At 45.2% G+C, this 23,647-nt stretch carries 18 protein-coding genes; 13 read left to right on the top strand and 5 right to left on the bottom strand.

The features are described 5' to 3' along the window. The first annotated feature begins 116 nt into the window (after positions 1–116). The 8 genes from CKK33_RS10940 (at position 117) to CKK33_RS10905 (ending at position 10,877) form a co-directional block, all read left to right on the top strand. Complete coding sequence (locus CKK33_RS10940; RefSeq protein ID WP_095704143.1) at positions 117–1,559, top strand: arginine deiminase family protein; 1,443 nt, start codon at positions 117–119, stop codon at positions 1,557–1,559. Between the two features lie 68 nt (positions 1,560–1,627). Beyond that, positions 1,628–2,566, top strand: coding sequence for a citrulline utilization hydrolase CtlX (ctlX, locus tag CKK33_RS10935; protein WP_233138193.1), 939 nt, complete (start codon positions 1,628–1,630; stop codon positions 2,564–2,566). Positions 2,567–2,810: 244 nt separating this feature from the next. Beyond that, positions 2,811–4,205 (top strand): arginine decarboxylase, encoded by a 1,395-nt coding sequence (locus CKK33_RS10930; RefSeq protein WP_095704142.1) that lies wholly within the window; start codon positions 2,811–2,813, stop codon positions 4,203–4,205. 119 nt (positions 4,206–4,324) lie between these two features. Next, positions 4,325–5,710 (top strand): sigma-54 dependent transcriptional regulator, encoded by a 1,386-nt coding sequence (locus CKK33_RS10925; protein WP_095704141.1) that lies wholly within the window; start codon positions 4,325–4,327, stop codon positions 5,708–5,710. A gap of 83 nt (positions 5,711–5,793) precedes the next feature. After that, positions 5,794–7,230, top strand: coding sequence for a nicotinate-nucleotide adenylyltransferase (locus tag CKK33_RS10920; RefSeq protein ID WP_095704140.1), 1,437 nt, complete (start codon positions 5,794–5,796; stop codon positions 7,228–7,230). 59 nt (positions 7,231–7,289) lie between these two features. Further along, entirely contained in the window at positions 7,290–7,814 is a 525-nt protein-coding gene (locus CKK33_RS10915; protein ID WP_095704139.1) for a DinB family protein, read from the top strand. Positions 7,815–7,895: 81 nt separating this feature from the next. Beyond that, positions 7,896–9,170: a DNA polymerase IV gene (locus CKK33_RS10910; protein ID WP_233138192.1), complete on the top strand. Its 1,275-nt coding sequence runs from the start codon at positions 7,896–7,898 to the stop codon at positions 9,168–9,170. A gap of 72 nt (positions 9,171–9,242) precedes the next feature. Continuing rightward, on the top strand, positions 9,243–10,877 hold the full coding sequence (locus tag CKK33_RS10905; protein WP_095704138.1) for a hypothetical protein: 1,635 nt from the start codon (positions 9,243–9,245) through the stop codon (positions 10,875–10,877). Positions 10,878–10,884: 7 nt separating this feature from the next. Here CKK33_RS10905 and CKK33_RS10900 read toward each other — a convergent pair whose 3' ends face one another. Beyond that, positions 10,885–12,060 (bottom strand): toxin-antitoxin system YwqK family antitoxin, encoded by a 1,176-nt coding sequence (locus tag CKK33_RS10900; protein WP_143822945.1) that lies wholly within the window; start codon positions 12,058–12,060, stop codon positions 10,885–10,887. Positions 12,061–12,120: 60 nt separating this feature from the next. Between CKK33_RS10900 and lepA the strand changes: the two genes are divergently transcribed. Together lepA and CKK33_RS10890 are read left to right on the top strand one after the other, a co-directional pair. Further along, on the top strand, positions 12,121–13,908 hold the full coding sequence (gene lepA / locus CKK33_RS10895; RefSeq protein WP_095704136.1) for a translation elongation factor 4: 1,788 nt from the start codon (positions 12,121–12,123) through the stop codon (positions 13,906–13,908). A gap of 86 nt (positions 13,909–13,994) precedes the next feature. Then, complete coding sequence (locus tag CKK33_RS10890; protein ID WP_095704135.1) at positions 13,995–14,876, top strand: bifunctional 5,10-methylenetetrahydrofolate dehydrogenase/5,10-methenyltetrahydrofolate cyclohydrolase; 882 nt, start codon at positions 13,995–13,997, stop codon at positions 14,874–14,876. Positions 14,877–14,930: 54 nt separating this feature from the next. Here CKK33_RS10890 and CKK33_RS10885 read toward each other — a convergent pair whose 3' ends face one another. Both CKK33_RS10885 and CKK33_RS10880 read right to left on the bottom strand, forming a co-directional pair. After that, positions 14,931–15,263 (bottom strand): Rieske 2Fe-2S domain-containing protein, encoded by a 333-nt coding sequence (locus CKK33_RS10885; protein ID WP_095704134.1) that lies wholly within the window; start codon positions 15,261–15,263, stop codon positions 14,931–14,933. Between the two features lie 6 nt (positions 15,264–15,269). Then, positions 15,270–16,052 carry a hypothetical protein gene (locus CKK33_RS10880; RefSeq protein WP_095704133.1) on the bottom strand — a complete coding sequence of 261 codons (783 nt, stop codon included), beginning with the start codon at positions 16,050–16,052 and terminating at the stop codon, positions 15,270–15,272. Positions 16,053–16,202: 150 nt separating this feature from the next. Here CKK33_RS10880 and CKK33_RS10875 point away from each other — a divergent pair, with 150 nt between their 5' ends. Both CKK33_RS10875 and CKK33_RS10870 read left to right on the top strand, forming a co-directional pair. Further along, the gene (locus CKK33_RS10875; protein WP_095704132.1) at positions 16,203–16,826 is read left to right on the top strand and encodes a 7-carboxy-7-deazaguanine synthase QueE; all 624 of its coding nucleotides are present in this window, start codon (positions 16,203–16,205) and stop codon (positions 16,824–16,826) included. Between the two features lie 43 nt (positions 16,827–16,869). Continuing rightward, entirely contained in the window at positions 16,870–18,771 is a 1,902-nt protein-coding gene (locus tag CKK33_RS10870) for an OmpA family protein (protein WP_095704131.1), read from the top strand. Between the two features lie 104 nt (positions 18,772–18,875). On the opposite strand, the gene recQ is transcribed toward CKK33_RS10870, so the two are convergent. Beyond that, a complete protein-coding gene (gene recQ, locus CKK33_RS10865) occupies positions 18,876–21,068 on the bottom strand; it encodes a DNA helicase RecQ (RefSeq protein WP_095705823.1) in 2,193 nt (730 codons plus the stop codon). 239 nt (positions 21,069–21,307) lie between these two features. On the opposite strand from recQ, the gene CKK33_RS10860 reads away from it, so the two are divergent. Further along, positions 21,308–22,393 (top strand): mannose-1-phosphate guanylyltransferase, encoded by a 1,086-nt coding sequence (locus CKK33_RS10860; protein WP_095704130.1) that lies wholly within the window; start codon positions 21,308–21,310, stop codon positions 22,391–22,393. 332 nt (positions 22,394–22,725) lie between these two features. Here CKK33_RS10860 and rlmB read toward each other — a convergent pair whose 3' ends face one another. Continuing rightward, complete coding sequence (rlmB, locus tag CKK33_RS10855; RefSeq protein ID WP_095704129.1) at positions 22,726–23,493, bottom strand: 23S rRNA (guanosine(2251)-2'-O)-methyltransferase RlmB; 768 nt, start codon at positions 23,491–23,493, stop codon at positions 22,726–22,728. Between the last annotated feature and the right edge of the window lie 154 nt (positions 23,494–23,647).

Here is a 23,647-nt window from a genome sequence, read left to right as displayed (position 1 = left end):
CGATAGTTTAAATTCTGTACGCATTTTAGTTCTGGCTATGGACTATTGTCTATTGACTATCGACTATGAATCATCTAAGTAAAATTCCCTATTTTTGTTACTGAACATAACCCCATATGCTACCTGTAAATAACGATTTTAACCTAAATGTAACTTCTGAAATTGGTAACCTTAAAGCACTGTTGGTACACAGCCCCGATAGCGGACTGGGTAAAGTAGTGCCATCAAAAGCGCAGGACTGGCTGTTCGAAGATATTGTTCATCTGGATACCATGCGCCGCAAGGAGTACGATTATTATATTAAACTGTTGATGTATTTTCTTGATCCGGATAAAATTAAAGGCAAGCTAAGCGAGATAGACAGCGCCGCAAGTGACCGCGCCTTTTTTAAGCCCGATAATGCCGGTTTCCATAACTCTGATAAGGTTATTGAAATACAAACGCTGCTGAGCGATATACTGCAACAGGCAGACATTCGTAAAAAACTGGTCGCATCGGTTTGTGCAATAGAAAATTGTACGTATCGCCTGCAATTGCAGCTTATAGATACCGACCCGGTAGAACTCGCTAAGATATTTATATCGGGCTCGCTTAGTGATGATACCATGATATTTGCTCCTATCCCCAACCTGATATTCACACGGGACATAGGCATTGCCATTAATAATTACATGCTGCTGAACAAGCCTGCTAAGAAAGCCCGTTCGCGCGAAACTTTATTGGTACGTTATATTTTCTTTAACCACCCCTTGTTTGCGGCTTACCGCGAAAATATACTGGAGATACCTGATACGGTGCAGCATTTCCTGCGCCCGGGCGAAGACCAGGAAGAAAAAACCACCCTTGAAGGTGGCGATGTAATGATGGTAAGCCCGCAGCATTTACTGATAGGTTGCAGCGAGCGTACCTCCATTAGCGGTGCCAACGAAGCTATAAAGCTGTTGTTTGCCAATAACGTAGTTAATAAAGTTACTATAGTTAAAATACCGCACAAGCGCGATTATATGCACATTGATACGGTTTTTACACAGGTTAAGCGTGATACGTGGGTAATGCTTAAATCGCTTTCGATTACGGAAGCCGGGCAGCCCGAGAACGAACCGATCAATTGGTTTGCCGACAAGAAAGATAAGGACAAGCCCGAGATAGTACAGTTTACCAAAGGGCAACAGCCGCGTACATTTGACCATTTAGAAGACCTGCTGACAGATATCAGTAAAAACGAACTGGGTTGTACCGGCGAAGTGAAATTTATTTACTCCGGTAATAACGAGTTTCCGTTTGATGCGCGTGAACAGTGGACAGACAGCTGTAACCTGCTGGCGCTTAAAGATGGCGTGGTATTAGGTTACGACCGTAACAACAAAACAGTAGAGGCCTTTAAAAAGACCGGGTTTAAGGTACTCAACGTAAAGTCGGTGCTGCAAAAGCTGGAGAACGACGAGCTTGACCCTGCAACCATGAAAGATACTTTGATACTGATGCCTTCGGCCGAGCTTTCGCGTGCCCGCGGTGGTTTCCATTGCATGAGCATGCCGCTGACGCGAGAAGCGCTGTAGTCATCAAGTCATTAGGTCATTGAGTCATTGGCCTGATTGACGTTGTAAAATAATGACTCAATGACCCAATGACAGCGAAGCAAATGACTTCTCAAAGTACATACAATATATTAATGATACGCCCTGTGGCGTTCGGTTTTAACGCCCAAACGGCGGAAAGCAACGCCTTCCAGAACCGCGACGACGACCAGCAGGCCGTGCAGCAAAAAGCGGCTGAAGAATTTGATGGTTTTGTTAACGTACTACGCCAAAACGGCGTGAACGTGATTGTGGTGAACGATACACCAGAGCCGCATACCCCCGATTCCATATTCCCCAACAACTGGGTATCCTTTCATGATAATGGCGATATTATCCTCTACCCCATGCAGGCCGAGAACCGGAGGTTGGAGCGCCGGGAAGATATCATCAGGCAAGTGGAAGAAAGCTTTGCCGCCAACCATGTGATCGATCTTAGTCGCTTTGAGCTTAAGGACGAGTTTTTGGAAGGCACCGGCAGCATGGTGTTAGACCGGCCGAACAAAATAGCCTATGCTTGTCTATCCCCACGTACAAACGCCGAAGTGCTGAAAGCTTTTTGCGACTACACCGGCTATAAAGCGATAACCTTTGACGCATTCGACGAAAACGGGCAGGCCATTTATCACACCAACGTATTGATGGCCGTTGGTTCCGGCTTTGTGGTGATCTGTTTAGATAGCATTACCAATGCTACTGAAAAAGAGTTGGTTATAAAATCAATCCAAACTACCGGAAAGGAAATTATTGATATATCTTTTAACCAGATGAACCACTTTGCCGGCAATATGCTGGAGGTGAAAAATACATCGGGCGATACGCTGATCGTGATGTCGAAAGCGGCGTTTGATTCATTATCAAACGAGAAGAAGAACGCATTGGAAAAATACGGCAAGCTGGTGTATGCCAACATCAGTACCATTGAAACTAACGGTGGCGGCAGCGCCAGGTGCATGATGGCAGAAGTGCATCTTTCTTTGAGTCATTGAGTCATTGGGAATCTCCCTATCCACGGTGTTATTGCAAGGAGCGACAGCGACATGGCAATCTTACAAGCAACTTAACCTGGTTATGAATTTGCCATGCTTTGCTCACAATTACATAGCTTTTGATTTCTACTTTCTCGTTCAACAAATCCCCTCGTAAACAAATTACAATCCACCTATAATTTGCCGCAAATATTTTGGTAAATAATCCGTTTAAAAATTACATTTTTGCCAAAAATATCAGAGAATGCAGAGTTACCAGGAATTTCTTGACCTTAGCGTTGGTTTCCCGCAGGAAGGTTTTGAGATAATAGAGGACGAATTATACTTTAACGACCTCAATTTAATGGAGATGATTGAAACGTATGGCACCCCCCTGCGCTTCACTTACCTGCCCATGATCAGCAAAAAAATACAGCAGGCCAAACTGCTTTTTCAGCAGGCTATCATTAAAAACAACTATCGCGGCACCTACAAGTATTGCTATTGTACCAAAAGCTCACACTTCAAACATATTGTTGAGGAGGCGCTGCGTAATGATATCCACCTGGAAACATCATCAGCTTTTGATATGCCGATGATTGATGCGTTAGAGAAAAAAGGCGCGTTAACAAAAGACATGACCGTTATTTGTAACGGTTTTAAAACCTTCCAGTACAAGCAGTACATTATTGATATGCTGCATGATGGCTTCCATAACATTATACCTGTTTTGGATAATAAAGAAGAGTTTAACCTGTACGATGATGAGGTTGAACTGGATACGCCGTGTAACCTGGGTATCCGTATTGCAGCTGAGGAACAGCCCGATTCACAATTTTATACCTCACGCCTTGGTGTGCGTATGGAGGATGTGATCGATTTTTATCATAATAAAATTGAGCAGAACCCTAATTTTCAGGTAAAACTGCTGCATTTCTTTATTAACTCCGGTATCTCTGATACCCCGTATTACTGGAACGAGTTAGAAAAGTATGTAACGCTTTACTGTAAATTTAAAAAGGTGAACCCGCACCTGGATACGTTGGATATCGGAGGCGGTATGCCTTTCAAAGATTCGCTGGTATTTGATTTTGATTACGAGTACATGATCAACGAGATCGTGAGCCGTATCAAAGAGATCTGCGCCGAGCATGATACCATTGAACCCGACATCATTACCGAATTTGGTAAATACACGGTTGCCGAAGCATCGGGTATACTCTATAAAGTGCTGGGCCGTAAACAGCAGAACGACCGTGAAAAATGGTTAATGCTTGATGGCTCGTTCATTACCAATCTCCCTGATGTTTGGGCGTTGAATCAAAAATACATCCTGTTACCTATAAACAACTGGGACAGCGAATATGAGCGCGTTAACCTTGGCGGTATCACCTGCGACGGGCAGGATTATTACAATCAGGAAGCACACATGAACAGTGTATACATGCCTAAAACACGTAAGGTGCAGTATTTAGGTTTCTTTAATACCGGCGCCTACCAGGAAGTACTGAGCGGTTATGGCGGTATCCACCATTGCCTGCTGCCATCGCCCAAACATGTCATCATCCGCCGTAACCGCGACGAAACATTTAACTTCGAGGTATTTGGCGAAGAACAAAACAGCAAACAGGTACTTAAAATATTAGGCTACACCACCTAATAACCAAGAATATCAAAAGCACTGCAATAGCGGTGCTTTTTTATTTTAAGGTGTTTAAAAAACTATACAATTTTTATCTTTAGCGTCAAACATTCTGCCCGAAAAACGGTTTACAACACATGGCTAAAATTCTGATCATTGATGACGAGAGAGCAATACGCAGCACTCTCCGTGAAATACTTGAATATGAAGATTATACGGTAGAAGACATAGACAACGGTATTGACGGATTAGAAATGATCCGTAAGAACGACTATGACCTGGTACTGTGCGATATAAAAATGAACCGGATGGATGGCATGGAGGTACTAACCGAAGGCCTTACCATTAAACCCGACCTGCCTTTTATCATGATATCCGGCCACGGTACGGTAGAAACCGCCGTGGAGGCCAGCAAAAAAGGCGCGTTCGACTTTATCTCCAAACCGCCTGATCTTAACCGCCTCTTAATTACCGTACGTAACGCCTTGGATCGTGGTAGTTTGGTGGTTGAAACTAAAACCCTTAAACGCAGGGTTTCAAAAGTACGCCCAATTCTTGGCGAGTCGCAGGCTATTTTGCGTATCAAGGAAACCATAGACCGTGTAGGCCCTACCGATGCACGCGTGCTGGTTACCGGCGCTAACGGTAGCGGTAAAGAACTGGTAGCCCGCTGGCTGCACGAAAAATCGAACCGCTCAAACGGACCAATCATCGAGGTAAACTGCGCGGCTATCCCATCAGAACTGATCGAGAGTGAGTTGTTTGGCCACGAGAAAGGCTCTTTTACCTCGGCTATTAAGCAGCGTATAGGTAAGTTTGAATCGGCCAGTGGCGGTACCCTTTTCCTGGATGAGATCGGCGACATGAGCCAGTCGGCACAGGCTAAAGTGCTGCGCGCCTTACAGGAAAGTAAAATAACCCGTGTTGGCGGCGAAAAAGAAATTGACGTAGATGTACGCGTTGTAGCGGCAACCAACAAGGACCTGTTAAAAGAAATTGAGGCCGGTAACTTCCGTATGGACTTGTATCATCGCCTGAGCGTTATTCTCATCCACGTGCCGCCTTTGGTGGAGCGTAAGGATGATATACCGTTGCTTACCCAAAGCTTTTTGGAAGAAATATGCAGCGAGTATGGTATGCCTACCAAAAAGATATCAGAAGCCGCTCTTGAGGAAATGAAAAGACTGCCGTGGACGGGTAACATCCGCGAGCTGCGTAACATGGTAGAACGTTTGATCATCCTGAGCGATAAGACGATTACCGACGCCGATGTAAAAGCCTTCGCTAACCCTTCGGCGCCCGTAGTAGCTACTGCCGGCGAAGCGGCTACCGCCGCCCCGCAAACAGACTACGATAGCTTTACTAATTTCCAGGAATATAAGGACTATGCCGAACGCGAGTATATCAAATTTAAGCTGGAAAAGAACAACTGGAACGTTTCTAAAACCGCGGATGATATTGATATCCAGCGAAGCCACCTGTACAGCAAAATTGAAAAGTTTGGCTTAAAGCGAAACGAATAATATAATTCTCAATAAAAGCCCGGTAACGCAACATCGGGCTTTTGCATTTTTAATAAATTTGAAGTGTTTTTAGATAGCTGCGAATGAGTATACACAGGAAAGATATCGGTACGAAACAAAAGGCGCTCACCATTAACCTCGATAACCGGATCTATGGATCTTTTGCCGAGATCGGCGCGGGGCAGGATGTGGCGGCTAACTTTTTTAAGGCGGGTGCGGCAGCCGGCACCATCGCCAAAACCATGTCGGCTTATGACATGATCTTTTCCGACTCCATTTACGGGGTGCAGCAAGCGCGCCGCTACGTAAGCGAATCGAGGCTGATAGCGATGCTCAACCACGAGTACAGCCTGGTACTGGAACGATTGTCGGCCATGCGAGGCGATTCTACTACCTTCTTCGCTTTTGCCGATACTTTCGCGGCGCTCAATTATCACAAAACCAATGAGGGCCACGGCTGGATGGGCCTGCGTTTCCAGATGCGGCCCAATGGCGATTTTCACGATGTGATACTGCATGTTAACCTGCTGGATAATGATAACAACCTGCAGCAGCAAGCCGCCGGCGTATTGGGTGTTAACCTCATCTTTGCCTGTTTTTATTATAGCGAATATCCTGCTGTTTTCCTGGAGTCACTGATGGACGACCTTAGTCGCGACCGCATACAGATAGACATGATCAGGTTTGAAGGAGCAGGTTTCAGTAAGGTAGATAACCGTTTAATGAGCCTCCTACTGGTTAAACTCGGTTTTACCGACGCCGCCCTTTTTGGCCCTAATGGCCAAAACCTGCAGCCAACAGAAGTTTTATACAAGAAAAACGCCGTGGTGGTAAGGGGGCGGTTCAGGCCGCTGATCAACGTACACCTGGATATGATCAATACAGGCGTTGAGAAGTTTATGGCCGAGCCCGATGTAGATAAAGATAATGTAATCCTGATCACCGAGCTTACCCTCCAAGGCTTAAAGGACCGCTACGCTGATGACAATGCGGAGATTGACGAAAAGGACTTTCTGGACCGGGTAGATATTCTTTGCTCGCTGGGCCAAACGGTACTGATCTCTAATTATCACCAGTACTATAAACTGGTGTCTTACCTATCCAAGGTCACGCGGCGTAAACTGGGCGTGGTACTGGGTTATCCCAACCTGGAATATATTTTTTCTGAGGCACATTATAAAAACCTGCCCGGCGGCATCCTGGAAGCTTTTGCCGCCCTGTTTAGCCGGGAAGTAAAACTTTTTATCTACCCTACCCTGCGCAATAACGAGATCTACAACAGCAAAAAGTTCTCTCTCCCGCCCAACCTCATTGACCTGTACGAGTACCTGCTGGCGAATAACAAGATAGAAGACATAGAAAATTACAACAAAAACAACCTAGAGGTAGAAACCGACAGCGTATTACAGATGGTAAAAGACGATGTAAAAGGCTGGGAAGAATATATGCCGGTTGAAGTATCGGCCATGATCAAGCAACGCAATTTATTTGGTTACACTGCCCGGCCGGACGGTGTTTAATAAAGGTTATTTGTAACTTAGTTTCCGAAAACTAAATTAACCTACTTAACCAAACAACCATGAAAAAATTATCACTGTTGCTGGTAATGCTCAGCTTTGCCTGCACCACCGCCTTTGCCCAAATGAGCAAAGACCAGATCGTATCAGAATGGCAGCGCGCCAAAAAGTACACCAAAGCCTACCTGGATGCCATGCCTGCCGATGGCTACAGTTTAAAGGCCACTCCGCAGGTAAAAACTTTTGCCGAACAGATGCTGCACCTTGCCGATGCCAACTTTATGTTCTTGGGTATGATAAGCGGTAAAGAAAGCCCTTATGGCCGTACCTCGCTTGAGAAAACTATACCGCAGAACAAGGAAGCGGTTACCAAAGCGGTTATGGAAAGCTATGATTTCGCTATCAGCGCCGTAGAGGGCATGACCGAAGATCAGTTTAAGCAGGAAGTAAGCATGGGTAAGGATATGAAAATGCAAAAAGGCCAGTTGCTGGCAAAAGCCTTTGAGCACCAAACCCACCACAGGGGCCAAACCACCATTTACCTGCGCTTAAAAGGGGTAACACCACCAAACGAAATGCTTTTTTAGTAAGTAGATGAGCCACCTTCCGGGTGGCTTTTTTATTTAAAAAAGATTTGCAATTGCTAAAATAATTAGCAATTTTGTGATGTGAACCAAAACTCCATAAAAGCAAAGGCTGACGCCCGTGTACTGTTCGTGGACATGAACAGCTACTTTGCCCGCTGTGAGCAACAGGCCAACTATTGGCTGCGTAACCGCCCGGTTGGGGTTTGTGTTTACACGGGTAAATACGGCTGTGTGATATCGCTTTCAACAGAGGCCAAAGAGCGCGGCCTTAAAGCCGGTATGCGGTTGAATGATGCCATGCAGATATGCCCGGATCTGGTGCCTGTGGAAAGCAATCCCGCCCGCTACCGCGAATACCACACCAAGATCATTAATGTAATGCGCGAGTACAGTAATGATGTAGTGCCTAAAAGCATTGATGAGGCCATTATCAACCTCAGCAATTACGACCATGTTGACCCTATCAAAATTGCGCAGTGTATTAAAAGCGATATCCTCACCAAAGTAGGCGACTGGCTCACCTGCTCTGTAGGCATTGCCCCTAATGCCTTTCTGGCTAAACTGGCATCAGTAAGGGGAAAAAAGAAAGGTGGCCTGTTAGTGATCACACCGCAAAATATTGATGAGATATTGAGCGAGCTGAAACTGGGCGACCTGCCCGGCATTGGGGCTAACATGTCGTACCGGCTGGAGCGTGCCGGCGTAAAAACACCGCTTGAGATGCGCTATTGTTCGCCGCAGCGCCTTAAGGCCATATTCAAAAGCATTGATGGTATTTACTGGCACTACCGCCTTAATTTTGTGGAAACCAATATTGTGGCGCATGAATACAAGGGCATGCAGGCCATGCGCCAGATATCGGCCGAGAAGCGCCAGCACATCAGCTACATTGAGCAACTGTTCATGACCTTGTGTTTAACGCTGGAGAAACGGATGGTGCATCATAAATTCTACTGCAAATCGGTGGGTTTTACCGCCCGCTATGTTGATGGCACCCGTTGGGACGATGCCTTTACCATTACTGTGCCGGTGCAAGATGCCATTAGCCTCATGCGTATGATACGCTCGCGGATACAGAAATTTGAAAGCGCTACAGGAAGTGGCCCTATCCTCAATACTGAGATAACCCAACTGCGGGTAGCTGTTACCAACTTTGTAAACAACGGAAATATGCTTTACAGCCTGTTTGACGATATGGACCGCAAGGAAACGGCTTTAAAAACCATGCATGATATTAAAGACAAGTTTGGCTCCGATAAACTGATACGGGCTGTGGAAATGACGGACGGAAAAGTAATAAAGGATGTGATCGGTTTTGGTTCGGTAAAGGACCTTACCGACCTGGATTACAGGTAACTGTGGAATAATAAAACAAGTAGCCGGCCATTACGTATAAATACGTACTTTTTACGCTGCTAAAACTCATCCATGAACGGCCTTTTTTTCCATCGATATATTTTTTTGCTGGTATTTGGTTTTTTAGGGCTATCGCGCTGCCATAAACAAGCGGCATACAAGCACCTGATGAAAGATACAGTGACCATAGTAGCCGATAAGCCCGGTGATACTACAGCTCGTAGAGCAGATTCTCCTCCTTTAAAAAACATGTTCGGTATCAATGCTTACGAGTGGAACTTTCTGGAAAACCCATCCGTGCCAAATGATCATAGCCATATTTACGAAACCAATATGGCCATTATTAAGAGCTTTACAGCGGTGCGCCATTACATGAACTGGAACAAACTGGAAAACACCCCGGGAGATTACACCTACAACCCTACTAATAACGGTAGCTGGTATTATGATGTGATGTATGAACGCTGCAAACGCGACAGCATATTGGTTTTGGCCGATCTGAAAAACCTGCCCGTTTGGATGATGAACAGCTACCCCGCGGATGACCGTGATGACGAAAATGTACCTGCGCCATACGGCGCTGACCGCGGCAAACCGTCTTCTTACCTGGTACAGGCCCGTACGGCTTTTCAGTTTGCCGCACGTTATGGCTCAAATAAGCAAATTGATGCAGGGTTAGTTAAGGTGGATACCCGCCCGCGCTGGACTAATGATGTACCCAACACGGTAAAAATAGGTTTGGGTTACATTGGCTATATGGAATGCAACAACGAGCCCGACCGCTGGTGGAAGGGCAGTAAGGCCATGCAAACACCCGAAGAATATGCTGCCAACTTATCCGCCTTTTATGATGGGCATAAGCATACCATGGGCCCTGGTGCCGGTGTAAAAACTGCCGACCCCAAAATGATGGTGGTAATGGGAGGCCTGGCCTCTGCGGATGTAAATTATGTACGCCGAATAATAGCGTGGTGCAGAAAAAATCGTGGCCTGCGTCCGGATGGAAGTGTGGATATATGTTTTGATGTGATCAATTATCACCTTTACGCCAATAACGGTAGTGTATTTGCCCGCCATAGGGCAAGCACAGGCGTAGCGCCCGAATTGACTGAATTGGGCCATGTAGCGGATAGTTTTAAACACTTGGCCGATAGCATTAAAACTCCTGTTTGGGTAACCGAAACCGGTTACGATCTTAACACCGAAAGCTATCAGCATGCGCCTGAAATCGGCAGTAAAAGTGCCTTGCTCACCCAAGCCGACTGGATACTGCGTACCTCGCTCCTATACATGCGCCACGGAGTACAAAGGTTGTTCTTCTACCAGTTATTTGATGCAGAGGCGGGCAGCCCCGGCCAGTACATGACTTCCGGGCTTGCCGAGAGCCCTAAAATGCGGCCTGCGGCTGATTATATCATGCAAACCAATAAGCTCATGGGTAGTTACCAGTACGTAGGTACTATTAATGCAGATCCGCTGGTAGATAAATACCGATCAGGCAAAAGCATTATTTATGTACTTACCGTTCCCGACCAAAAAGGCAGAAGCGCGGATTACACCTTATCGGTTGGGAACCATTCAAAAGTTAATGTACACACCCTAAAACCCGGTGCCGACCATATGGATAGCAAAGCGGTTAAAATTGCTGATGGTAAGCTAAAAATTAAGGTGACCGAAACGCCGCAATTTGTAGAAGTTGTGAAGTAACCCAAATCTATTGAATATATACTGGTTCTGCTGTTGCTTCCGGCTTATCTTTATCAAAATAAAATTTACATAATTCACAAGCTTTTTTAAACTCACGTTTAGTACCATCCTTTTCGTAATCTATCTCCAATTGAATATTTTGGGCTTGGTCGTATCGCATGTAACTATGTAGCTTTCCGCCTTTGTAATAAACCCAACCTTCATATAATTTTTTTTGCCAGTCTAAATTATATTTTGCCTCCGGTTTTCCGTCATAATAAAACATACTGTAGCTGTAACTATGCCCATCATCACTGAAAACCTCGTGAAAGCTTATCTCTCTATCCCAGTGCTTCAGGCTCCTTAGCGAATCAAGTAAATTAGCGAAGTAAGTAGAGTCATGTTCGTGATCACCGAACAAAGGGTCTTTGTTGTTTTTTATTTGATATTTTAAATACCATGCGGTTTCTGCGGTATCCTGGTACCTGATAACCTCTTTCTTTAAACCATTTTTATACCTGGTAAGTGATATCAGGTGCCCCGAAGTATCATAAATTCTACGTAAGCCGGTCCTTATGCTGTGCTTAAAATCTTCTGTCAGGTACAGCTTGCCGCTTGGGTAATATACATAGCGTTTACCTTCAAGCTTTCCATTCACTATCTTCTGCCTGATTTCCGGCTTACCATTAGGAAAAAACAGGTTATTAGCCACGTTCAGGTTTGGTGAATGTTGATAAAGCCTTCGTAGCAGATCCAGATCCCTGATACCGCGGAATCCATTCCAATCCCTAAAACCCGTCGCATCCCTGTACACAGTACTATAACTACACCTGGATACATAGGTTTTACCATTACGTTCGTAAGCATAAAGCAACCATTCTTCATTGTTGCTATACAGCATATTGCAATCCGTAAGATAATCTCCATCAATTACCACATCCGTTGCTTTTCCTTTAAACAGTTCGAGGACGGTAATGTGAGCAACGCTATCTTTCCTTATACCCATAAACTTGTATTTTTCGTCAAAAGGTGCTGTTTGCGTTATCTTAACGAGGGCTATAAAGCTATAGTCCTTTAAATCGTTTGTTGATTTAAAAGCGGGTTTTATTAAACACGAACAGGCAAACACAGGTATGCTCAGGAAGAGGAAAATGGCGGTAATAATGGCTTTCATTAAGTGAATGGGCTTTACGAGGTTCTCCAAGTTAGCAAATCGGTTATTTCATAACAATTTATCCGCTTAAAAACTTATTTTTGCGGTTGAATGAAGCACATCCGTAACTTTTGTATTATAGCACATATTGACCACGGTAAAAGTACACTTGCCGACAGGTTATTAGAATACACCAACACTATTACCCAGCGCGAAGCTCAGGCCCAGTTACTTGACGATATGGATCTCGAGCGCGAGCGCGGTATCACCATTAAAAGCCACGCCATACAAATGGATTACGTGCTTGATGGCGAGACATATGTTTTAAACTTAATTGATACGCCCGGCCACGTTGATTTTTCGTACGAGGTGTCGCGCTCTATCGCCGCCTGCGAGGGTGCTTTGCTTATTGTAGACGCATCGCAGGGTATACAGGCGCAAACCATATCCAACCTTTACCTGGCTTTGGAGAACGATCTGGAGATCATCCCGGTATTGAATAAAATGGATCTTCCGGGTGCCATGCCCGAAGAGGTGAAAGACCAGATTGTAGACCTGATAGGCTGCAAACGCGAGGACATCCTTGCCGCATCGGGTAAAACCGGTATGGGGGTGCATGATATTCTGCGTGCCGTAGTGGAGCGTGTCCCCGCCCCTGTCGGTGATCCTGAGGCGCCGCTTCAGGCATTGATCTTCGACTCGGTATTTAACTCTTTCCGTGGTATCATTGCTTACTTTAAAGTAGTGAACGGCGAAATACGGAAAAACGACCGCGTGAAATTTGTGGCTACCGGAAAACAGTACATTGCCGATGAGGTGGGTACATTAAAACTGAACCAGGTTGCCAAAGATGTGATCAAGACCGGCGATGTGGGTTACATCATCTCCGGTATTAAAGAAGCGAAAGAAGTAAAGGTGGGTGACACCATTACCACGATAGACCGCCCTTGCTCTGAGGGTATACAGGGTTTTGAGGAAGTAAAGCCGATGGTTTTCGCGGGTATTTACCCGGTTGATACCGAAGATTATGAAGAGCTGCGCGAGTCAATGGCCAAGCTACAGCTGAACGATGCTTCATTGGTGTTTGAGCCTGAATCATCTGCCGCGCTGGGCTTTGGTTTCCGTTGTGGTTTCCTGGGCATGCTGCACATGGAAATTATACAGGAACGTCTGGAACGCGAGTTCAACATGACGGTGATCACTACCGTTCCCAACGTATCCTACATCGCATACACCACCAAAGGCGAAGAGTTGTTGGTAAATAACCCAAGCGACCTGCCTGATCCGAGCAAGATGGATTATGTGGAGGAGCCGTACATTAAAGCTACCATTATTACCAAATCTGAATTTGTAGGGCCGGTGATGTCGTTGTGTATCCAGAAACGCGGTATGATCGTGAATCAATCCTACCTTACATCAGACCGTGTAGAGCTGATCTTTGAGATGCCGATGGGTGAGATCGTATTTGACTTTTACGATAAGCTGAAGACCATTTCAAAAGGTTACGCCTCGTTTGATTATCATCAGATAGGCTACCGTCAGTCGGACCTGGTAAAACTGGATATCCGCCTGAACGCTGAACCGGTGGATGCACTGTCATCATTGATACACCGCAGTAACTCTTATGATTTTGGTAAAAAGATTTGTGAAAAACTGAAGGAGCTGCTGCCCCGCCAGCAATTTGAGATCATTATACAGGCATCTATCGGTGCCAAGATCATCGCCCGTGAAACGGTAAAAGCTATGCGTAAGGATGTAACCGCCAAATGTTATGGTGGTGATATCTCACGTAAGCGTAAACTATTAGAGAAACAAAAAGCCGGTAAAAAACGCATGCGCCAGGTAGGTAACGTAGAGATACCACAAAGCGCGTTTATGGCGGTTTTGAAACTTGATTGATAATATTAGAACCAAGAGTCAGGAATCAAGAGACAACACTTTGTCAAATAGCTCTTGACTCTTGATTCTTTTATCTCGACGCTCTTATGCAATTACTCGACGGAAAATACGTATCGGAAAAACTTAAAGGTGAAATTGCCGAAGAGGCAGCTAAAATTTTAGGGCGTACCGGTCGCAAGCCTCACCTGGTGGCTGTTTTAGTAGGCCACGACGGTGGCAGCGAAACCTACGTGGCCAGCAAAATGAAAAACTGCGAAAAGGTAGGCTTTAAATCTACCCTGGTACGCTACGAAGACACGGTATCCGAAGAAGAATTGCTGGCTAAAGTAGCAGAACTCAATGCTGATGCCGATATTGACGGCATTATAGTTCAGCTCCCGCTGCCAAAGCATATCGACCCGGAGAAGGTAACAGAACGCATCGATCCTAAAAAAGATGTGGACGGCTTTCACCCGGTGAATTTGGGGCGCATGCAGCGCAACCTGCCATCATTTATCCCAGCCACACCCTATGGCATCACACTGATGCTGAAAGAATACGGTATAGAAACCGCGGGTAAACATTGTGTGGTGGTTGGTCGCAGCAATATAGTAGGCTCGCCAATGAGCATCCTGATGGCACGTAACACCACACCCGGCAATTGCACGGTAACCATTTGCCATAGTCGCACGCCCGATATTAAGAAATTCACGCTTGATGCTGATATACTGATCGTGGCCATTGGCAAAAAGAACTTCATCACTGCCGATATGGTGAAGGAAGGCGCCATAGTAGTTGACGTAGGCATGAACCGTGAAACGTCTGCTACTACCAAATCGGGTTTTAAACTATATGGTGATGTCGATTTTGAAAACGTAGCTCCAAAGGCTTCCTGGATAACACCCGTTCCCGGCGGCGTAGGTTTAATGACGATAATTGGTTTGTTGAAAAATACTTTAGCGTCAGCTAATAAGGAAGTTTATCAATAAGCACCATCCTAACTTATTGTAAAGGGTTAGAGCGTAAAGCGTTTTAACCCTTTTTTATTGCCCAAACACCTTATCCCAGAAAGATGTTATTCCCACGAAAATTTCACCATTACGTAGTTCTACGGGATAACTGTCAATAAAATCATTTTGGCCGGGGCTGCCCTTGCCGGTTTTAAGGTCATACGAATAGCGGTGAAACGGACAAATAATCTTCCCCTCCTTGCACCAGCCTCCGCTTAGTTCGGCGCCGGCATGCGGGCAGGTAGCTCCTACCGCATACAGGGTATTACTGTAATTAACTATGCAAATATTTTTGCCGCCCACCTTAACCTTTTTTATAAAAGGCTCAGCCGAAGGCTTTAGATCTGGAACGGCATACCACTTCATAGGTGCTTAGAAGTCTACTTTCAGGTTCATCAGGCCGGGGTCTTTCATCACATCGTCCATGTTGGTAATGAGGGTAACCTGCTTTCTGTCGGCAGAGAGTACGGCTTTGGGGTTGCTTACTTTTTTCACCGGTCGCGCGAAATTCATCACCACCTTGTAAGGCATATCAATCAGCATGGCTTTAGCAGCCGCGAAGGTTGAGCGGGTTTTTTGCAAAAACTTGCCAAACTTTATCTTATCAATAATCCGCGAAAAACTATGAGGCGTAACCTCGTAAATATAGTAATCCTGCCCTGCCACAAAGTTTTGCAGGGTAAGGGCATCGGTGCTTTTGATATTCGCCTTGTCTTTTTTATTTTCCAGCAGATCTACCGCCGGTGTTTTTACGGATACGGTGGAGATATGCTGCAGGTAGTATTGCAGATCGGCCGGGGTTTTGGCCAGGTGCGTCATTTTTACGCACATGTGCCCTTTGCTCAGGTCCATATCTACAGACAGGTCGCTGCTTTTGGCCATGGCTGTTTCTTCCGAGGTGAGGCGTGCTGCGGTAGTATCTGGCAGCGCATCGTAAAAGTTGAGTGTCGTATCTCTCGCTACACTGAATTGCGGAGTAGCCCGAACAGAATCGGTCATTAAATTCATCAGGATAGATACGGCTTTACTCATATCAAAGCCGTATACCACCTTACAGGAGCCATCCTCTTTGAAGTCGTAATGTTCCTCTATATCAACGCATGAGCTTAAACTGAGCAGGGCAATAAGCACAACCAGATTAAAAAGCTTTTTCATGCGTAATATTTTCTGTAATGATAACTAATTTACATGAAAGGTAAAAGACCGGCCATACGTTTCAGATTATCTGCATAATATCATATTAAGCCTTTTGCCATTACCCCTTAAGCTTTTAGCGGTAAAAAGCTTACCTTTGCAGCCTTAATTATGGCACACCAGGTTCCGGAAGATGGCACATTGCTTCCTTTAATGGAAGAGTTCTACACGATACAAGGCGAAGGATATAATACCGGCAAAGCCGCCTATTTTATCCGTCTGGGTGGCTGTGATGTAGGCTGCCATTGGTGCGATGTAAAAGAAAGCTGGGATGCCGAACTGCACCCGCTTACCCCGGCCGATACCATTGTTAAGAATGCCATGCAGCATCCCTCAAAAGCGGTAGTGATCACCGGTGGCGAGCCGTTGATTTACAATCTCGATTACCTTACCGGGCAGTTGCAGCAAAACGGCATCCGCACTTTTATTGAAACTTCCGGCGCTTACCCCCTTTCGGGCCAGTGGGACTGGATATGCCTGTCGCCTAAAAAATTTAAAAGCCCTATGCAGCAGGTGGCTGATAAAGCCAATGAACTGAAGGTGATCATCTTCAATAAATCAGACTTCGCTTTTGCTGAGCACCACGCCGGCCTGGTCGGGCCCGATTGCAAATTGTATTTGCAACCCGAATGGTCGAAACATAAAGAAATTACCCCGCTTATTGTTGACTATGTAATGGCCAACCCTAAATGGGAAATATCGCTGCAAACGCATAAATATCTTAATATTCCGTAAGCTGTGCTGAAACATCCTGTACGGTTTAACGTATAGGTTACTGATGCAAAAACTCTATGCCGTTTTATTCCTGTTACTGATAGCCTCCTTAGCAGAAGCTCAGGAAAAGCGTTACAGTACCACTAACCAGGAAGCCATAAAAAACTTTTCGCTGGCTAATCAAAGTATTGATGAGCACCTATATGATGAGGCCATTGCACTGCTGCAAAAAGCGGTTGATGCCGATAGTAAATTTATAGAAGCCCATGCCCTACTGGGCGATGTACTGAGGATGCGCCGTATGTTTAAACCGGCCGCGGAGCAGTTTAACCAAGCCATTGCGCTCAATCCTGAATACAACAAGGGCCTTTACCTTAAAGTTGCCGACTGCGAGATACCCAATGCCATGTATGAGCAGGCCTTGCGTCACCTGGAGAAATATCTTACCTATACCAACAATACGCCGCAAAATATTGCTTACGCGCAAAAGCTAATTGCCGATTGTAAATTTAGCATACAGGCCATTGCACACCCTGTAGCGTTTACACCTGTAAACATGGGTGCCGACATCAATACCGCTGATGATGAGTACCTGCCGGTTGCCACCGCAGATGAGGCGGAGCTGATCTTCACCCGCAAGATCAACAACAACGAGGATTTTTATAAAAGCGATAAAGTGGGGAACAAATGGCAAAAGGCCACCTATCTGAGCGATGTGATCAATACGCCTATGTACAACGAGGGGGCGCAGTCCATTTCGCAGGATGGTAAATACCTCTTTTTTACGGGTTGTAACCGGCCCGACGGACTGGGGCGCTGCGATATCTATATAGCGCAAAAGAAAGGTAACGATTGGGCCAAACCTTTTAGCATCGGTGCACCATTAAACACCTCCGGATGGGAGGCGCAACCTTCCATAAGTGCCGATGGCCGTACCCTGTATTTTGTAAGTAACCGCAAAGGCGGATATGGTGGGTACGATATATGGCTATCGCACCTTACAGAAAAAGGCTGGAGCGAGCCCGAAAATATGGGGCCGAACGTGAATACCCAATATGATGAGCAGTCGCCATTTATACACCCTGATGACAGCACTTTTTACTTTTGCAGCAATGGCTGGCCGGGTTTAGGCGGCAAGGATCTTTTTGTAAGCAGGTTAGGTAAGGACGGCAAATGGCAAAAGCCCGAGAACCTGGGCTACCCCATCAACTCCAGTGGCGACGAGAACGGCCTCACTCTTACAGCAAATGGCAGCTATGCCTTTTTCGCCTCAAACAACCTTAAAGGCTTTGGCGGCTATGATATTTACACCTTTGAAATGCCCGAAAGCGTGCGCCCAAAGGTGGTTACCTACGTAAAGGGTACCGTACAGGATAAAAAGACCAAAGCCCCGCTTGAGGCGGCAGTAGAGATCATTGATCTGCAAAAGAACACGCCTGTTTACCAGGATTACAGTTCTGAAGACGCGGGAACGTTTCTGGCCACATTGCCTACAGGCAAAAATTATGGCCTCAACATTTCACGAGAGGGCTATTTATTCTACTCCGATAATTTTTCGCTGATCGGTTTAACAAATAAAAAGGCCTTCGATCTGTCGGTTTTGCTCTCGCCCATTGAAGTGGGTAATAAGGTGATCCTGAAAAACATCTTTTTTGATACCAATAAGTTCGACTTGAAACCCGAATCAAAAGCCGAGCTACAAAAGCTGGTGGAGTTTATGCAGCTTAACCCTACCGTTAAAATAGAAGTTTCGGGCTTTACCGATAACGTTGGCACCCATGAGGCCAACCAAACGCTGTCAGAAAAGCGTGCCGGCGCGGTTTACCAATACCTCGTGTCCGCCAAAGTTAACCCTACCCGGCTGATTTATAAAGGCTACGGCGAAGCGCAGCCCATAGCACCGAACACTACCGATGAAAACAGAGCTTTGAACAGAAGGACTGAGTTTATGATCATTGCGAAATAGAGCGAAAAGTTAAGGCTAAAAGCAAAAACTATGAAACTAAAAAAGTCCAAAGCAAGCCAATAATGGCTTTAAGCTTTGGACTTTGTACTTTTAACTTGAAAAGCTTAATTCCCTACTTCAGACATGAACTTGATCCGCATCAATTGCACTTCTTCACGGGTATAATCGTCTGAGCCTAATTCGGCAAGGGCCTCATCTATTGAATCGCACTCGGCGGTTTTAAAATAGTCGAAAACCTCATACTGCTTGTCCTCATCAATCACTTCATCAATGTAATAATTGAGGTTAAGTTTGGTGCCCGAGTTTACAATAGTTTCCACCTCTTTCAGTATCTCTTCGTAAGTAAGCCCTTTTGAGGCCGCTATATCTTCCAGTGCCAGGTGCCTGTCAATATTCTGGATAATAAATACTTTGAGTGCCGATTTATTGGCCGCGCTCTTGATCACCATGTCAAGCGGGCGGTCAATATCATTGTCCTCCACGTATTTCTTGATCAGGTCAATGAAAGGAGCACCAAACTTCATGGCCTTGCCCGCACCCACGCCTGATATTTGTTTCATTTCATCATTAGTAATGGGGTAATGCGTACACATTTCCTCTAATGACGGATCCTGGAAAATAACGAAAGGCGGCAGTCCTTTTTGCTTGGCTATCTTTTTACGCAAATCTTTCAGCATTTGCAGCAACTGGGTATCCAGCGCGGCGCCACCCTGTTTAGGGCCTTCGTCGCCCTCTTCATCATCCGTAGGGCCCATTTCGCGGTTAAGCAAGAAACGGATGCTGTATGGGTTCTCTATAAATGAATTACCGGCTTTGGTTAAGTGCAACAAGCCGTAATGATCAATATCTTTTGAAACAAAATTATTTAGCAATGCCTGGCGCAGTAACGAGTTCCATAGGTTTTCGCCGTGTTCTTTACCTGAGCCAAAGTATTCCAGTTTATCATGCTCATAGCTTTTGATATGAGCATCGTCCCTACCCATTAAAATGCTGATGAGGTGGGCGTCGTCAAACTTTTCACCAATGTGCTTGATGAGGCTTAGCACCCGGTGCAGGTGTTCTTCGCCATCAAAGTGCGTTTTCGGCGCGCAGCAGTTGTCGCACATGTTATTACAGCCGGCCTCATTAAAGTTCTCACCAAAATAGTGCAGCAGCTGTTTACGGCGGCATACAGATGATTCGGCATAGTCAATTACTTCTTTAAGTATCTGCGTGCCTATTTCACGTTCGGCCACAGGTTTATCCTTCATAAACTTCTGCAGCTTATCAATATCCTTTTCAGAATAAAAAGCCACGCAAACCCCTTCGCCGCCATCACGCCCGGCACGGCCGGTTTCCTGGTAATATCCCTCCATGCTCTTAGGCATATCATGGTGTATCACATAACGCACATCGGGTTTATCAATGCCCATACCAAAGGCAATGGTAGCCACAATAACGTCCACATCCTCCATCAGGAACTTATCCTGCGTATCGGCACGCATTTTAGGGTCTAAACCGGCATGGTAAGGTAAAGCGCGTACCCCATTGAGTTTAAGCGCTTCGGCAACTTCTTCAACCTTTTTACGGCTCAGGCAATACACAATGCCTGATTTGCCCTGGTTTTGCTTAACAAACTTTACGATCTCTTTAAGCACGTTACGCTTGGCACGCACCTCGTAGAACAGGTTAGAGCGGTTAAATGATGATTTAAACACCGTAGCATTGTTCATTTGCAGGTTCTTCTGTATGTCCTGCTGTACTTTTGGCGTAGCGGTAGCCGTAAGGGCTATAATAGGAATATCATCGCCGATATTGCTGATCACCTGTCGTATTTTACGGTATTCGGGGCGAAAATCGTGCCCCCACTCAGAGATACAGTGCGCCTCATCAACCGCCACGAATGAAACGTGGTTAAGACGAAGGAAATCAACATTCTCCTGCTTGGTCAATGATTCGGGCGCTACATACAGCAATTTGGTTTTGCCGCTCAGTACATCATCCTTTACCCGTAGTATATCTGCTTTGCTTAATGAAGAATTGAGGAAGTGCGCGATGCTGTCTGACCCTCCGAAAGCCCGTAGCTGGTCAACCTGGTTTTTCATCAGCGCGATAAGCGGAGAGATCACAATCGCTGTGCCTTCGCTCATAAGGGCGGGTAACTGGTAACACATGGATTTGCCACCGCCTGTAGGCATAATGACAAATGTATCGTTCCCGGCCAAAATATTAGTGATAATCGCCTCTTGCTCCCCCTTGAAGTTATCAAAACCGAAAAAGTTTTGAAGGTTGTCAAAAAGCGACTTTTTTGTCTCGATCATTATTTAATTGTGCGTTTGGAAATATGGTTCAAAATAACAAAAATCTAAGAATAAACGGCGGCTTTTGTTAAAAATTTTATATAAAAATGATTATTCTTTTTAAAACAATTTAAGGTTTTGGGCCTTTATTGAAATGTGAAAAAAACATGAAATTATTTATGTTTTTCATTGCTTTGAAATCGCGAATTATTGTACATCTTTAGCGACGATTTGCCAAATTAAAATCTACAGTATACATGAATCAAAACTATTACGCCATTATTATGGCAGGCGGTATAGGCAGCCGTTTTTGGCCTATCAGCCGTACTTCACACCCCAAACAGTTTATTGATATACTTGGCACCGGTAAAACTCTTATCCAAAACACCTATGAGCGTTTCCTGAAGGTTTGCCCAAAAGAGAATATTTACGTTGTTACCAACGATAATTATACCCAACTGGTAAAAGAACAACTGCCAGACATGGCCGATAACCAGATACTGACCGAACCTGTTATGCGCAACACCGCCCCTTGCGTGGCCTATGGTTGTTTTAAAATTGAAACGCTTAACCCTAACGCGGCAATTGTTGTTGCCCCATCTGACCATTTGATACTGGATGAGAACGCATTTATCAGCGCCATTGAAAAATCGTTAAAAACAGCGTCGGAAAACAACTGCCTTATTACCCTGGGTATAAAACCTTCGCGCCCCGATACCGGCTACGGCTATATCCAGTACACAGAAGAAACGCTTAACGAGGAATTCCATAAGGTAAAAACCTTTACCGAAAAACCAACGCTTGAACTGGCCAAAACCTTTATACAAAGCGGCGACTTTTTATGGAACGCGGGTATATTTGTATGGTCGGCATCAGCCATTGTGGATGCCTTTAACCAGCACCTGCCCGAAATGCATGAGATTTTCGCCGAAGCGCGGTCGGTATACAATACCCATGAGGAACGCGAGTTTGTACACAAAGTTTACCAGCGTTGTATTAATATCTCTATTGATTATGGTATTATGGAGAAGGCGCCTAACGTTTACGTATTGCCATCGGAATTTGGCTGGAGCGACCTGGGTACATGGGCATCTATTTACCAGCTAGCCGAGAAAGATTACGTGGGCAACGCGGTGATCCCGGCTGATAAGGTGATCATGTACGATAGTAGCAACTGCATGGTGAATGTACCCAGCGATAAGTTGGTGATTTTACAGGGCCTGCATGACTATATTGTAGTGGAATCAAACAACTCGCTGCTGATATGCCCGCGCGACCAGGAGCAGAACGTAAAGCAGGTAGTAGCCGATGTGAAAAGCAAGTTCGGTACTAAATACATATAAGAGAATCAGGACTGTTAGAGTCAAGAATCAAGATACAAAGAAGCCCGACTAAGTAGTCGGGCTTTCTTGTTTTTAGTACCGCAAGATCACCCTTTATCGCCTGAAAAGCAGCGTTCCAAAAGCGTTCCGTTATAGCTTCCAAAAGCGTTCCGCACGGAACGCTAACTAAAAATATTTATAATACTAATTATCAAATATTTAAATTATTTTATCTGAATAATTAATGCAAGTATTTAATTTTATTAAATAGCTGATTATCAGATTCTTATTGTCGTTCCGAAATTGTATATACTTTTAACGGAACACCAGGCTTTTACAAGCCCCAACCAACCCTATTGCAGGGCGAACCGCTGCCTGATGGCTTCGTACAAAATAATACCGGTTGATACCGAAACGTTCAGTGATTCTATCTCGCCGTACATAGGTATTTTTGCCAGGTGGTCGCTTATCCGGATGATCTCGTTACGTATACCATCCTCTTCCGAACCCATGATGATGGCGGTAGGCATGGTATAGTCGGGGGTGTATAGGTAGTCGGTAGTTTTTTCGGTACAGCACACCAACTGCAATCCCGATTCCTGTATGAACTTAACGGTTTGCATAAAGTTATCATGCCTGCATACCGGTATCTTATACAATGCCCCTGCCGAGGTCTTTATGGCGTCGGGGTTAATTTGCGCGGAGCCTCGGGCGGGTATAACAATAGCATGCACGCCGGCACATTCTGCTGTACGGGCAATAGCGCCCATATTACGTACATCGGTAATACTGTCCAGTACCAAAACAAGCGGCACTTCGCCTTTCTCAAATACAGCCGGTATAATGTCTTCAATTTTCTGGTAAATAATAGGTGAGATAAACGCAATAGCACCCTGATGGTTTTTCATGGTAATTCGGTTGAGTTTTTCAACCGGTACCTGCTGCGCAATAACGTTGTGTTCTTGCAGTACACCTTTAAGCTCGTTTAACAAAGGACCGCCCAGGCCGCGCTGTATATAAAGGGATTCGATCTCCTTACCTGCGTTAATAGCCTCAATAATGGCACGTATCCCAAAAACCATCTGGTTGCCTTCACGGGCGGGCTTTGCATGATGTATCATTCACAAAAAAATTTCTTCAAAAGTAGTTATATTAACTGATTAAACCATTACAGTAACGTTTGCGGGCAGTTTAGCGCTTAGTTTAATTAACATTGGGCTACATTTATAAACACTTATCAATATCAGGCACTTACAAAGTAATTAACACGTTATA

It is taken from the genome of Mucilaginibacter sp. MD40 (genome assembly GCF_002288635.1).
In the GTDB taxonomy this organism is placed as follows: Bacteria; Bacteroidota; Bacteroidia; order Sphingobacteriales; family Sphingobacteriaceae; genus Mucilaginibacter.
Note: the sequence above shows the minus strand (reverse complement) of the source record. Positions and strands in the feature narration are given on the sequence as shown.

Excerpts from the sequence above, each read along its gene's own strand:
- CKK33_RS10930 (WP_095704142.1), top strand. The coding sequence starts at position 2,811 with ATGCAGAGTTACCAGGAATTTCTTGACCTTAGCGTTGGTTTCCCGCAG.
- CKK33_RS10940 (WP_095704143.1), top strand. The coding sequence starts at position 117 with ATGCTACCTGTAAATAACGATTTTAACCTAAATGTAACTTCTGAAATT.
- CKK33_RS10870 (WP_095704131.1), top strand. The coding sequence starts at position 16,870 with ATGCAAAAACTCTATGCCGTTTTATTCCTGTTACTGATAGCCTCCTTA.
- CKK33_RS10860 (WP_095704130.1), top strand. The coding sequence starts at position 21,308 with ATGAATCAAAACTATTACGCCATTATTATGGCAGGCGGTATAGGCAGC.
- CKK33_RS10925 (WP_095704141.1), top strand. The coding sequence starts at position 4,325 with ATGGCTAAAATTCTGATCATTGATGACGAGAGAGCAATACGCAGCACT.
- CKK33_RS10880 (WP_095704133.1), bottom strand. The coding sequence starts at position 16,052 with ATGAAAAAGCTTTTTAATCTGGTTGTGCTTATTGCCCTGCTCAGTTTA.
- CKK33_RS10920 (WP_095704140.1), top strand. The coding sequence starts at position 5,794 with ATGAGTATACACAGGAAAGATATCGGTACGAAACAAAAGGCGCTCACC.
- ctlX (WP_233138193.1), top strand. The coding sequence starts at position 1,628 with ATGACAGCGAAGCAAATGACTTCTCAAAGTACATACAATATATTAATG.
- CKK33_RS10890 (WP_095704135.1), top strand. The coding sequence starts at position 13,995 with ATGCAATTACTCGACGGAAAATACGTATCGGAAAAACTTAAAGGTGAA.
- CKK33_RS10915 (WP_095704139.1), top strand. The coding sequence starts at position 7,290 with ATGAAAAAATTATCACTGTTGCTGGTAATGCTCAGCTTTGCCTGCACC.
- lepA (WP_095704136.1), top strand. The coding sequence starts at position 12,121 with ATGAAGCACATCCGTAACTTTTGTATTATAGCACATATTGACCACGGT.
- CKK33_RS10905 (WP_095704138.1), top strand. The coding sequence starts at position 9,243 with ATGAACGGCCTTTTTTTCCATCGATATATTTTTTTGCTGGTATTTGGT.
- CKK33_RS10875 (WP_095704132.1), top strand. The coding sequence starts at position 16,203 with ATGGCACACCAGGTTCCGGAAGATGGCACATTGCTTCCTTTAATGGAA.
- rlmB (WP_095704129.1), bottom strand. The coding sequence starts at position 23,493 with ATGATACATCATGCAAAGCCCGCCCGTGAAGGCAACCAGATGGTTTTT.
- CKK33_RS10885 (WP_095704134.1), bottom strand. The coding sequence starts at position 15,263 with ATGAAGTGGTATGCCGTTCCAGATCTAAAGCCTTCGGCTGAGCCTTTT.